Annotated in this window: 10 protein-coding genes; 5 read left to right on the top strand and 5 right to left on the bottom strand. The window is 69.2% G+C overall.

From position 1 onward, the window contains the following. The first annotated feature begins 7 nt into the window (after positions 1 to 7). Positions 8 to 904 carry a LysR family transcriptional regulator gene (locus O3W51_RS24485; RefSeq protein WP_198358502.1) on the top strand — a complete coding sequence of 299 codons (897 nt, stop codon included), beginning with the start codon at positions 8 to 10 and terminating at the stop codon, positions 902 to 904. Positions 905 to 921: 17 nt separating this feature from the next. Here O3W51_RS24485 and O3W51_RS24480 read toward each other — a convergent pair whose 3' ends face one another. Then, positions 922 to 1,197, bottom strand: coding sequence for a hypothetical protein (locus O3W51_RS24480; protein WP_232485747.1), 276 nt, complete (start codon positions 1,195 to 1,197; stop codon positions 922 to 924). Between the two features lie 333 nt (positions 1,198 to 1,530). Here O3W51_RS24480 and O3W51_RS24475 point away from each other — a divergent pair, with 333 nt between their 5' ends. From O3W51_RS24475 to O3W51_RS24460, 4 genes are all read left to right on the top strand, one after another. After that, a complete protein-coding gene (locus O3W51_RS24475; RefSeq protein WP_269287341.1) occupies positions 1,531 to 1,980 on the top strand; it encodes an SRPBCC domain-containing protein in 450 nt (149 codons plus the stop codon). After that, on the top strand, positions 1,977 to 2,315 hold the full coding sequence (locus tag O3W51_RS24470) for an ArsR/SmtB family transcription factor (RefSeq protein WP_138351806.1): 339 nt from the start codon (positions 1,977 to 1,979) through the stop codon (positions 2,313 to 2,315). Before O3W51_RS24475 ends, O3W51_RS24470 begins: the two co-directional genes overlap by 4 nt. A gap of 78 nt (positions 2,316 to 2,393) precedes the next feature. Then, positions 2,394 to 3,206, top strand: a complete 813-nt coding sequence (locus O3W51_RS24465; RefSeq protein ID WP_138351805.1) for an SDR family NAD(P)-dependent oxidoreductase — start codon at positions 2,394 to 2,396, stop codon at positions 3,204 to 3,206. Between the two features lie 132 nt (positions 3,207 to 3,338). Continuing rightward, positions 3,339 to 3,992, top strand: coding sequence for a GNAT family N-acetyltransferase (locus tag O3W51_RS24460; RefSeq protein WP_138351804.1), 654 nt, complete (start codon positions 3,339 to 3,341; stop codon positions 3,990 to 3,992). A gap of 85 nt (positions 3,993 to 4,077) precedes the next feature. Here the strand turns inward: O3W51_RS24460 and O3W51_RS24455 are convergent, their stop codons facing one another. The 4 genes from O3W51_RS24455 to O3W51_RS24440 all read right to left on the bottom strand — a co-directional run bounded on the left by O3W51_RS24455 (position 4,078) and on the right by O3W51_RS24440 (position 12,056). Further along, complete coding sequence (locus tag O3W51_RS24455; protein WP_269287339.1) at positions 4,078 to 4,452, bottom strand: hypothetical protein; 375 nt, start codon at positions 4,450 to 4,452, stop codon at positions 4,078 to 4,080. Between the two features lie 5 nt (positions 4,453 to 4,457). Continuing rightward, entirely contained in the window at positions 4,458 to 5,201 is a 744-nt protein-coding gene (locus O3W51_RS24450; protein ID WP_269287338.1) for a hypothetical protein, read from the bottom strand. A gap of 30 nt (positions 5,202 to 5,231) precedes the next feature. Continuing rightward, complete coding sequence (locus tag O3W51_RS24445; protein WP_269287337.1) at positions 5,232 to 9,878, bottom strand: DUF6531 domain-containing protein; 4,647 nt, start codon at positions 9,876 to 9,878, stop codon at positions 5,232 to 5,234. Between the two features lie 291 nt (positions 9,879 to 10,169). After that, positions 10,170 to 12,056: a copper resistance CopC/CopD family protein gene (locus O3W51_RS24440; protein ID WP_244809777.1), complete on the bottom strand. Its 1,887-nt coding sequence runs from the start codon at positions 12,054 to 12,056 to the stop codon at positions 10,170 to 10,172. Between the last annotated feature and the right edge of the window lie 166 nt (positions 12,057 to 12,222).

Raw genomic sequence — 12,222 nt, 5'->3', positions numbered from 1 at the left:
GGGCCCCGTGCCTGACGTCGAACTGCGGCATCTCACCACGCTGGCCGCCGTCGCTGACGAGGGCTCGTTCGGGCGGGCCGCCGCGCGGCTGGGGTACACCCAGTCGACGGTGAGTCAGCAGATCGCGGCGTTGGAGAAAGCCGTCGGCGGTGCCGTGTTCGACCGGCCCGGCGGGCCGAAACCGGTGCGGATCACCCCGCTCGGCGCCGTGGTGCTGGCACACGGACGCGAGTTGCTGGCGAAGGCCCAGTCGATGGCAGCGGCCGTGGACCGGTTCAAGGCCGGCGACGGCCGGGTCGACATCGGCACCTTCCAGAGCGTGTCCAACGTGATCCTGCCGCTGGTCGTCCGCCGGCTCCGGGACGAGCACCCCGGCTGCGACATCAGGCTGTTCGAGGAGGAGACCGACCGGCCACACGTCGGTGAACTCGACCTGATGTTCTTCGACGGCCGTGTCGACGGCGACGTCGAACACCTCAAATTGCTCGACGATCCCTACTTGCTGGTGGCACGCCGCGGCACTTTCCCCGACGGACCGGTGGATCCGGCCGGACTCGACGCCGCACCGATGGTGGCGCACCCACCGATCTGCGACCAGGCCCGGCTGGAGCAGGCGCTCGCACACCGCGGCGTGCGGCCGCGGATCGTGTTCCGCACCGCCGGCAACGAAACCGTGCTGTCGATGGTGCGCGCCGGCATGGGTGTGGCGGTACTGCCGCAGCTCGCCGTCGGCGGTGCCGACGTCGGCTCCGATGAGTCGCTGTCCATCCACGAACTCCGGCCGGCGCTCCCGCCACGCGAGATCTTCCTGCTGTGGCAGGCGGATCGGACCCACTCCCCACTCGCGGCACGGGCGATCGAGATCGCCGTAGACGTCGTAGGCATGATCGCCGAGCGCGCGTGAGCAGGGAGGGGAGCCGGTCATGACTCGGTGTGTGACAGGGCCGCGGGTGGCGCAGTCGCCCCGCGATGCTTGATGTTGACGGGTGAGGCCTTGGCCAGTGCAACCGGGTTCAAGAAGCGCAGCGGACCGATCAGGCGGGATGCGAACAGATGCATGTGCCGGGGCGCCGATTCATCGCGCGCTGCCGCCGAGAACATCAGCCGCTCCATGGGATAGAACGGACGGGCCTTGGCGAAGTCGGCGGCCAGAAACTGGTGGCCGCGCAGCCGGCGCCGGTGCCTGCGCGCGTACATCGCGAGTGACCTGTCGAGGTGGTCCTGGCCGGCTGCGGCTGGGGCGACCGCCTCTGCCAGCCATAGCGCGGACTGCAGGGCCCACCCGCATCCCCACAGGGGATCGCCGGTCAGGACGGCGTCGCCGATGAACGCGACGCCCGGTGCGGTCGGCTTGCGGCTGTGCAGCGGGTAGTTGCCCGTCAGGTGCGTGGGCAGTTGTCAAGAGAGTCGTGGATCGGGTGATGTCGCCGCGGAGCGCACTCGCGCTCATTGCGCAACAAGAGGTTGCGGATGGCCGGTGCCGCCACTAGAGTCATGTGCAACCAATGGTTGCCTATCGGAGGGTCCGTGATGGAGTTCGGAAAGTTGGAGCGCGAGATCCGGATCGACGCGGCACCGGAGATCGTGTTCGATGTGGTGAGTCGTCCCGAGCACATCAAGATGTGGTGGTCCGATGACGCGTCGTTCGAGCCTGCGCCAGGAGCGGTCGGCGAACTGGTGTGGGGCGACCGTGCCGGGGTCGAAGCGATCACGGTGGTCGACGTGGATCCGCCCCGCAGGTTCGCGTTCCGCTGGGTCGCTCCTGAGGGTCAGTTGCCCGATGCGGACAACTCTCTCCTGGTCACCTTCGAGCTCGAGCCCTCCGGAGACGGCACGGTCGTGCGCCTGACCGAGAGCGGCTGGCGGGAGAAGGGCTGGGAAGCCGCCGTGCTCGAGGAGTCCTTCCACGACCACGAGCGCGGCTGGGACCTGTTCCTGCCCAGGCTGCAGAGCTACGCCCCTTCCGCGGTGCCGCAGTGACCGTCGCCGTCGACGACGAACTCTGGTCGGCGATCGGCGACCCGAGCAGGCGCCGCCTGCTCGACCTGCTGCTCGCGGAAGGAGTCGGTACGCCGACCAGCCTGAGCGAGCGTCTCCCGATCTCGCGCCAAGCGGTCACCAAGCACCTGGGCGTCCTCGATCGCGCAGGCCTCGTGCACGCGACACCGATGGGCCGCGAGCGGCGCTACGAGGTCGACGAGGCGCAGCTGGCCCGTGCCGTCCGGCAGCTGAATGAGGTCGGCAAGACGTGGGATGCGCGACTGAACCGCATCAAGCGCATCGCGGAAGAGATCCAGCGTCAGAGACGCGACTGACCGACAGGCCGCCGGAAGAGATCACACCGCGCTGCCTGCGTCATCATCCGGAAGAACCAGTCACCTGTGGAGGACACCATGAGTGGATTGCTGCTCGGCGACAAGAACGCCGTGATCTATGGAGGCGGGGGCGCCATCGGCGGCGCCGTCGCGCGGGTGTTCGCCCGGGAAGGCGCGAGGGTCTTCATCGCCGGGCGGACGCAGGCGAAGCTCGACGCCGTGGCGCGTGATATCGCCGCCACAGGTGGAAGGGTCGAGACCGCGCAGGTCGACGTTCTCGATCAACAGGCGGTCGAGAAGCACGCCGATGCGGTCGCGGCGACGGCCGGCACCATCGACATCGCCCTGAACGCCGTGAGTGTCATGCACGACCAGGGGACCTTGCTGGCGGACCTCTCGCTGGAAGAGTTCATGCGGCCGATCGATGGCTTTCTGCGGACGTTGTTCATCACCAGCAAGGCTGTGGCACGGCACATGGGCCGCGAGCGTCCTGGCGTCATCCTGACCCTGTCCGAGCCGGGTTCGAAACTGGCGGTGCGCGGCATCCTGGGGCACAGCGTGAGCGCGGCCGGCAAGGAGGCCTTCTCGCGGGTTCTGGCCGCGGAGCTGGCACCCGACAACATCCGGGTGATCTGCATCCGTCCACACGCTGTCGTCGATGCGCCGGCAGCCGGTTCCTACACCAAGGACCTCTTCAAGCAGACCGCGGCAGCGGCCGGGCAGTCGGTCCAGGAAATGCTCGAAGGCGGGGGGATGGTGCAGGGGACGCTTCTCAAGAGGCTGCCCACGCTCTCCCAAATCGCGGAGACAGCCGCGTTCCTGGCTTCGGATCGGGCTGGAGCCATGACCGGAACCATCGCCAATCTGTCCGCCGGCGCGCTGGTCGACTGAGGCCGCCATGTCCGGCGGCGATCGCTTGCGGTCCTCGGTCGGGCGACCTGCTCCTATGGTCAAATCCCACCCCTGTTGAGTAAGGTGCACTATAAACGAGCACCTATTACCAATCAGGGGAGACGGGCGGCGATGCCGGACACCAGGATCAGTGAGCTCGTGCGGATGTGGATCAGCGGCTGGGTCGTCTCCCGCGGCAGCTCGGACCCGATCGACGAGCCGTGGGGGTGGACGATCGACGTCGGGCAGCCCCAGCACGTCGCCCGGCACGTGCTGCCGGAGCCCTCCGAAGCCGATGTGCGCAAGATCGTCGCCGCGACGAGCGCGCCCGGGACGTGGCTGAAGCTGTTCGCCGAGGAGCAGGCGGTCCTGCCCTGGGCCGGGCCGGGCTGGCGGTGCGACAGTCCCGGGTTTCTGATGACCTGCCACCTGGGACCGGAGCACCCTGAGGTGCCGGCCGGGTACACGCTCACCAGTTGGACCCGGGGTGGCGTCGGCCGAGTGCTGGTCCGCACGCCTGCCGGGCACTTCGCCGCCCGTGGACAGATCGCTCAGGCAGGCGCCCATGTCGTGGTCGACCAGGTCGAGACCGCCGCCGAGCACCGGCGCCAGGGGCTCGGCGGCCTGGTGATGCGCACGCTGCAGAGCACCGCGTACGAAGCCGGTGCAAGGACCGGCGTCCTGGTCGGTACGCCCGAGGGCCGGGCGCTCTACTCCTCGCTGGGCTGGACCATGCACTCCCCGATGACGAGCCTTTGCTACGAGCCGTCGGCTGCCGCTCGGTGAGATCGCTCTCCGGCCAGGCCTCGCCTTCGGAGAAGGCCCATGCCCGATGTGCCTGGAGCGGCTCTCCCTGAGGCGGTCCACGGTCTCAGGGCCGCTCCTCGGCGTTGCCGGCGGCGTCGGCACTGCCGAGGAGCGGTCTCCAGGGCAGGGCGTCGCGCCAGCGCCCGTCGTCGCGGGCCCAGCTCTTGACCACGTCGGCCACCACGTCATGGCCGTACATGTCGAACGGGGCGGCGATGTCGGCCTGGAAGTGGGCCTGGGGCCCGCCCTCGCGGTACTCGATCAGGCAGCTCAGGTCGTCGTTGAGGTGGACCTGGATGAAGTGTTCTCCCGGCAGTGGCGGATCGACGCGTTCGACGATGACGAATCGATGAAGCAGGTTCATCTCGCTGAGCAGGTCGTACAGCTGGTCCTCGTGGGGGTCGTCCCACGTGTCCCCGCTCCAGGTCCGCGCCCGCACCCGCGTCACGATCCGCTGCCCGCACCCGTCACGTTCTGCTCGGCGTACTTCAGCAATTCATCGATGGTGATCTCGCGCTTCCCCGAGGCCCCGGAAAGGGTCAGCGCCGTGTCCCACTCGGCCCGGGAGACCTCGCCGGCCGCGTTCTCCCATTCGACGTGACTGCCGGGCGCGTCTTCCAGCAGCGGCAGTTCGCGCAGCAGCCGGGACAGGGGTGCCAGAACGCGGTCGGGGCCCTTGCTGCCGCCCTGGGTGCGGGTGTTGGTGTAGCTCAGCTTCAGGAAGGGCACCTGCTCGCGCTCCAGCTTGGTGGGCTGCAGCATCTTCCTGAACCTTTCCCACGCCTCGTCCTCGGTCTCGGTCCCGGAGAATTCGTTCCGGTATCCGGGAAAGACCGCAAGCGTCGCCTGGTGGAGCTCGGGAAGCGCCTGGGAATGGTAGTCGTGCACGGCGGGACCCACCGCGACAATGGTGTCGAACTCCCAGCCGGGATACGAGAACCCCCCGACGGCGACCAGCGGCCGGTCCCCGGCGGCGAACTCCGCGCTGTGCTCACGGGCGAACTCCAGAACGGCGCGGGCCAGCCCCGCGTCGTACCGGCCCATGACGTTCATCTGCAACGACCGGCTCTTGTCCGGGGTGAGGACAGCGTCGAAGTTGAACACCGCGCGCGACCAGTGCCAGGCGTCCGGCAGCCCCTCGACCGGTGTGGCGCCCGGGAGCGCGGACACCGTGGATGTGAGGTCCATCGTCTGTCTCCTTCTCGTTGTCCCGCCCCGTTAGGTGCAGGAGTAGTTCGGCCCCGTGTCCTGGCGGTAATTGTCCATTTGAGAGCCGCCGCGCGAGTTCTCGCTGCGGGTCATGGGCTCCAGGTTATCGACGTCGTTGTAGAAATCGGCGCGCGCGGCGCGGTCGGTGTTGAAGCCGGTCTCGTTGTAGTGGTCGACACACGGGTGCAGGTGTTCGTAGGTCAGGATCTTCGGGTCGCCGGGAATGGACTCACCGCGGGAGTTGAACCAGTCGAGTTCGCTGCGCGGGATCCGCTGGCCCTTGTTGGGCCCGTCCAGGTAGACCGGCGTGCCGCCCTGCGCGATGCCCTGCTCGGTCCATTTCGCGGTCATCGCGTCATGGGTGCTCTGGCGGTAGCTGCTCGGGAACTCGCTGTCGCGGTTGTGTCCGACCGACGGCGGGGAGTTCGGGTCGCGCATCCACAGCCCTCCAGGGCCGTTGATCGAGGCGAGTCCGAGCGGGTCGCAGAAGGTGAACGGGTTGGTGACGTAGGCGTAGTCGTTGGGGTCCGGGGACAGGCCGAGCGGGTCCGGGGAGAGGTAGCGGGCCGTATCCGGGTCGTAGTGCCGGAAGTAGTTGTAGTGCCAGCCGGTCTCCGGGTCGGCGTACTGCCCGGGGAAGCGCAGCGGGCAGTCCACCTCGGCGCCCTCGGAGGAGCCGGGGAGGGGCGTGCCCCAGGTGGTGGTGCGCAGCTGCCAGGCCAGCCGGCCGTCGGGTGAGACGAGTTCGGCCGGGGCACCGGACAGGTCGGTGACGATGGCGTGGAAGCGGACGTCGGTCACGGAAGGGTCGGAACGGCCGGGTTCCCGGTCGAGCTGGGTCAGCGGCCGGTGGGTGCCGGAGGCGTAGTCCCAGGTGGTCGCGGCGCCCGTGCTGGTGATCTGCTCGGCCAGCCGGGTGCCGTCCCAGCTGAAGCGGGTCTCCTGCGCGACCGTGCCGTCCTCGGCGAGGCGCTGCTTGGCCGTGCGGCGGCCCGCCGGGTCGTAGTGATAGGCCCACCGGGTGCCGTCGGAGGTGACGGTGCCGGTCAGCCGGTCGTCGCTGTTCCAGGTGAAGGTGCTGGTACGGGTCTGTCCGTTCAGCAGCCGTGTGTGGCGGCGGATCAGCCGGCCCTGGGCGTCGTACTCGTAGGTGGTACGGCCCGACCGGCGCAGACGGTTGCCGGTGAACTCGCGGGTGGGATCCGGTGCGCCGGTCTCCGGATCGGTACCGGCGTGGGCGGGGGTGTCGGCGTGTGTGAGGTTTCCGGCGCTGTCGTAGGCGTAGGTCTCGGTCCACCCGTGGGCGTGCACCGCGGTGACGCGGCCCTCCGCGTCGAGGTCGAAGCGCCGGCTGCCGCTCGTCAGTTCCTGAATCCCGCCGAGGAAGCCGTCGGCGCGGTAGGCGTACTCACGCTGCTGCAGGATGGAGCCGGCGGCGCTCCCGCCGTGCGACACGGTCTGGGCGCTCAGCCGGCCACTGACGTCCCAGCTCTGGGTGAGCGAGAGATCGGGTCCCAGGGCGCGGGAGGTCTCCCGGTTCACCTCGTCGAAGTCGAAGTCGATCCGGTTGCCGTCGGTGTCCAGGGTCACGGGCCGGCCTGCGGCGTCGTACGTCCAGGTGGAGAGGGTGCCGGCCGGGGTGCGCCGCTGCGTTCGCCGTCCGAGGACGTCGTAGGCGTAGGTCGTCGTGCGGCCGTTGATGGTCTCCGAGAGCGTCTGTCCGAAGACGTCGTACTCGTGGTCCACGGTGGTGGTGGCATTGGCGGCGCGGAGCACGCCCCCGGCCGGGTCGTACGTGAAGGTGCTGGTCCCGTGGACCGAGTGCTCCTTCACCGGTCGTCCCAGGACGTCCCTGACGAAGGTGGTCGTCTCGCCCGCGCCGTTGGTCCGGGCGGTCAGCTGCCCGGTCGGGTCGGGCGTGTAGCGCAGGGTCCGGCCGGCGAAGTCCGTCTCCTGGACCAGCCGGCCCGCCGCGTCGTACTCGTAGTCCCAGGTCAGACCGCGGGGATCGGTGACGGTGGCGAGCCGCGCCTCGGTGTCGTAGCCGAAGGTGTACCGCGTGCCGTCCGCGGTGGTGCGGGTGGCCGGGTGGTGGAAGTGGGTGAAGGTGTAGCGGGCCGTGTTCCCGATCCGGTCGGTGTGCGCGACCAGATTGCCCTCACCGTCCCACTCCCAGGTCTCCAGGGCGCCGTCCGGGGTCTCGCGCCAGGCGGGTTTGCTCTCGGTGGTCCAGCCGTAGCGTTCGACGCGCCCGAGGGCGTCGGAGACGGTGTGGACGCGGCCGAACGCGTCGCGTCGGGCGGTGGTGGTGTGGCCGAGCGGGTCGGTGAGCACGAGGGGCAGCCCGGCCGGGTCGGCGGTCACCCGCCGGGTGTGGCCCTGGGCATCGGTGGTCGAGGACGGGCAGCCCCGCTCGTCGTACGTGTAGCGCGTCGTGGCGCCGCCCGGGTCGACGACCGACAGCCGGTTGCCCCGCTCGTCGTATGTGTACCGCCAGGTCGCGCCGTCCACTTCGACGACCTCTACGGGCTGCGCCCGGTCGTTGAAGACGGCCCGCATGGTGTGTCCGTCGGGCCGGGTGAGGGAAGCGACGTTGCCGGCTTCGTCGTAGCCGTAGCTGACGGTGCGACCGAGGGCGTCGGTCACGGAGTCCAGGCGGTTGTCGGCGTTCCACTCGCGGATGGTGGTGTTGCCCTCGGCGTCCGTCCGGGCGGTGAGCTGACGCAGTTCGTTGTACCGGTAGGTGGTGGTGTGGCCCAGGGAGTCCGTGTACCGGTTGACGCGGTTCTCGGTGTCGTAGTCGATGACGCAGTCGAGGAAGCCGTCCGAGCCCGTACCGCGGACACAGCGGTCCGCGCTGTCGTACTCCCACCGGTACCAGCTGCCGTTGCGGTCGACGCGCTCGATGATCCGGCCGTCCGCGTCGTACGCGAGAAGTGCCGCGTGGCCCACCGCGTCGACGACGCGGGAGAGGTCACCGTTGACGTCGTAGGCGTAGCGGCGCAGGACGGTGCCCTCGGGGCCGTCATCGGTGTCGAGCAGACGCAGGGCGGTGATACGGCGCTCATGCGTCTCGACCGCGATCCGGTAGCCGCCGCTGTGCCGGACCTCGACGGGCGTGCCGTCCTCCAGCCGCTCGATGTCGATGCGGTGGCCGTTGCGGTCGGATATGGCACGCAGCGGCAGCGCCACCAGCCCGTTGAAGGCGCCGGGAGGCGGCTCGGCCAGGGTGAAGTGGCGGGTGTGGCCGGTCGCCGGATCGGTGATGCGTATCTCTCCGCCGGGGGTGCCGTCCCAGTGCAGCGGCCAGCGCGGGCCGTGGTGCGGCAGGACCGCCATGTCGGGGCGGGGCACGGAGTAGGCCAGCAGCATCCCGTCCTCGGCGGCGAGGACGAGCCCCTCGGCGTCGGCCTCCAGCCGCTGGTCGAGGGTGGAGGTCCATGACGGGCCGAACCAGACTCCGGAGCGGTACGACGAGATGTGGGTGCGCTCGATGACGAGCTGGAGCAGGCCGGGCAGCTCCACGTCCGTCTCGGAGAGGAGCATTTCACCGGAGACCATGTCGATCGGGTCGCCGCCCTTGCAGCGGCCCTCCATCGGCTTGCCCGCGCCGATTTCATCCTTGGCGCCCTTGCGCAGGGAGTTGTAGGCGTCCCGCAGGCCCTGGCCGCCCTTGCGGAGGCTGTTGGCGACGTTCTCCAGGGCCTTGCCGCTCTTGAGGAGCGCGGGCAGGTTCTTGGCCATCTTGGCGAGGCCGCCGAGGGTGGTCAGGCCCTTGAAGCCGGGGATGCAGTCCATCGCAGCGAAGAGCACGTCCCAGAGGCCGGCTTTGCCCTGCGCGTATTTGATGAGGGTGTCGGCGAGCACCACGAGGGCTGCGGCCAGCACGATCCAGGCGAGCGGCCCGCCGATGATCATCACGATGATGCCGAGGACGGCGACGATCACCTTGCAGACGGCGACGATCTCGTCCCAGTGGTCGGCGACCCAGTCGACCGCCTTCTCCCACCAGTGCTTGTTCTTGATGCCGGCGTCCGAGGCCTCGTGCAGGGCGTGTTCAGCGGTGCTTGCGGCGGTGTCCCGCAGATGGGCTGCCTGCGCGGCGAGTTCTTTCGCCGCGTCCAGGCGCTGCTGGGCGTCGTGGACGGCGGTGTTCGCGGACTTCTGGGCGTTGGAGGCGTCCAGAGCGTTACGGGTGGCGGTGCGGACCTCTTCTGCGGACGGCGGTTCCACGCCCGGCTTGGGGTCGGCCTGGTACTCCTTGGACTTGTCGCCGGCCCGCTTCACCCAGTCATTGGCGTTGGTCTGGGTGGCTTTGGCGGCATCGAGGTCCTGGCGGGCAGCACGACCTTGCGAGAGGGCCCGGTCGGCGTCGGCCTGTGCGGTCTCCAGCTTCGGCCAGTACGTCTCCAACGCCCCGGACGCCAGCCGGTAGGACTTCTCCAGTTTGTCCAGTTCGCCGGGCAGGTCGCCGAACTGCTCGCGATACGCGTCGGCTGCCAGGCCGGCCCAGTCCTGCACCGCGTTGTTACCGCTCAGCCCGCGGACGGACCGTAGGGCCGAGGACACGTCGTCGGCGAAGTCGCCCAGTTTGCGGGCGAGTTCCTTCACCTCGTACGGGTCCCCGGGGACCGGATCCCGGTCCAGGTCCAGCACATGCCAATCCGTCGGACGATTCGCCACTTTGTGCCCCCGTGCATCCATCACCGCCGAACGTTCGACGTTTTGCTTGAGCTTGACCTTATCGACATTCGGGTGGCGGAGGCACATCCGGAAGCGAAGCCTCCACCCGACCCCCACGTCCGAGGGTCCGGAAGGTGCGGTTGACGGTCAGGAAGACTGCCGGGGGCAGCAGTTCGGTTCCCGGTCCGGCGCGCCGGTGGGCATCGAGGCGCACGTCGGCCGCAGGGAAGGCCGCGGACGGGAGAGGAACCGCGCGGGCTGCCGTCATTCCTGCGGAGCTTGGTCCGGCGCGATGTTCACGTCTTTCGTCGTGGTGATCTGATCGATCTCCGAGGTTCGTACCGTGACATTCATCGTCCAACTGCCCGCCATGGGGAGCTTGACGCTCTCCGTGCCCCAGTAACCCCCACGGTTGACGATCTTGGAATCCAGCGGGCCGATACTCTGTTTGCGCAGCGTGAAGGTGATGCGTAGTTCTGGGACGGTTGCGATGCCGCCGTCCCCGGCGAAAATGACCGCCTGCAGCGTGTTGTCACCTACGCGCGCGGGTTCAAGGGTCACTTGTACCTGTCCACGCCCGCCGTGGGTGCCCATGTCGAAGGGGACCAGCACGGTGGCAATGCCCGGGACGGTTGTCGAGGCGGCTTCGGCGGACTGCTCGATGGTTGCTCGACCGGGTTGCGTTCCGGTGAGGGCGGTGGAGATCGCCAATACCGCGATGCCTATGGCAACTTCCGTTCCGACCGTGCGGAGCAGTCGGCGACGTGGGCTGGGAGAGGCAGCCGGCTCAGTGGGATCCGGGCCGGAGCCGACGGCGGGAGGGTCGTCGTCCGGTGCCGGGAGCGAGCGGCTGCCGCCTGCCTCGTGTGACACACCGACCAGTGCGCTCACATGGGCGGACGCTCTGCCCGCCAGGACACGCGGTTCACTGGAATCGCGGATCAGCTCGCCTGTCCACTTGCGGGAATAGGTCGCGGCGGCCAGCAGCCCGAGAACGACAAGGGTCTTGAGGGTCAGCCATCGTCCGTAGGACGTGCCGGTGAGGGCATCCCATGAGCCGAGCTGACGCCAGGACTGGTAGATGCCGGTGCCGAGGAGAGCCACGACCGAGGCGAACGCGATGCGTGAGAACCGGGAAATGGCAGTGACTGGTAGTGAAGAGTCCTGGGACGAGCGTCGGAGGGCGATGAACAATGCGGCCAGACCCCCCGTCCACAGGGCCATGGCCAGGAGGTGGACCATCGCGACCGGGATCGCCAACGGCACTTGAATGCCCACAGAGGCGTGTTCCGCTGCCGCCCAGGTCAGCGCGAGGGCGAGCGCCAGAACGACGCCTGTCACGATCAGAGTCCGGTGTCCTGCCCGCTCCGGCCACCAACCGGCCGTGGCGTTCTCTTTCCCGGGTGGGTCCCGAACCGGCGTGTGGCTCAGCGTCCTTGTGGTCAGGAAGAGGAAGATGCCCGCTACGGTGAGAAGCGCGATTCTCCCACCCAGCGCCGCGCCGGGCCTGGTGTCCAGGGTCCGACGCACCGCGGCGAGCTCGAAGCCGGAGCCAGGACTGCTGCCGGTTTCATACGGGCCGCGCAGGATGAGCATGGCCAGCGTCGAGACGAACAGGACGCACCAGCCGGCGACCGCGAGCCGTTGCAGCCGACGCTGCCCTGCGCCGGCCGGCCAGCACACCAGCACGAAGGCCGTTGCACCGACAAGCAGCGAAAACCCTAGGTAGGCAACGTATCTGCCGAGGTCGTAGAGACGCCCCGCGGCTGTGTCGCCGGCCGACGACCGGGGCACGATCGCCGACGTCGCCGAAGGCTCGCCGACCGAGAAGGTGAAGGCGCCGGAGATCGGGTGGCTGTCGGCGGACACGACGCGCCACGCGACCGTGAACGTACCCCTGGGCATGTTCCCGCGGAGCGTGGTCTGCACGGTGCCGGACTTCCCCGCGGCATGCCTGGGCCGTCCCTCGTTGACGCGCCGACCGCCAGGGTCGAGCACCCGGACGGAGTCATCGGAGACCGTGACTCCCTCGGTGAAGGTGAGGGTGACGACCGTCGGTGCTCTCTTGACGATGGCACCGTCCGCCGGGTCGCTCCCACGGAGTACCGCGTGCGAGGCGGCAGAGCCGGCCCCGCCGAGCAGGACCCCCACAGCGACGCACAACAACAGGAGGATGCGCCCCAGGCTTCTACCTCGCGTTGTCCTCTCATCGCGAAGCCGTGCCCGTACCGACCGCACGGGGCGAGCGGCAACACACTGCGCGGAGACACAGAGGGAGACAACTGCGGCGAGGAGCATGCCAAGGAGTACGCACTCC

This window comes from Streptomyces sp. H39-C1, from assembly GCF_027158125.1.
Lineage (GTDB): Bacteria > Actinomycetota > Actinomycetes > Streptomycetales > Streptomycetaceae > Actinacidiphila > Actinacidiphila fildesensis.
The sequence above is the reverse complement of the archived record's forward strand: the minus strand, read 5'-3'. Positions and strand labels throughout refer to the sequence as shown.

Coding starts and splice junctions, on each gene's coding strand:
- O3W51_RS24450 (WP_269287338.1), bottom strand. CDS start 5,201: ATGGACCTCACATCCACGGTGTCCGCGCTCCCGGGCGCCACACCGGTC.
- O3W51_RS24465 (WP_138351805.1), top strand. CDS start 2,394: ATGAGTGGATTGCTGCTCGGCGACAAGAACGCCGTGATCTATGGAGGC.
- O3W51_RS24480 (WP_232485747.1), bottom strand. CDS start 1,197: ATGTACGCGCGCAGGCACCGGCGCCGGCTGCGCGGCCACCAGTTTCTG.
- O3W51_RS24460 (WP_138351804.1), top strand. CDS start 3,339: ATGCCGGACACCAGGATCAGTGAGCTCGTGCGGATGTGGATCAGCGGC.
- O3W51_RS24475 (WP_269287341.1), top strand. CDS start 1,531: ATGGAGTTCGGAAAGTTGGAGCGCGAGATCCGGATCGACGCGGCACCG.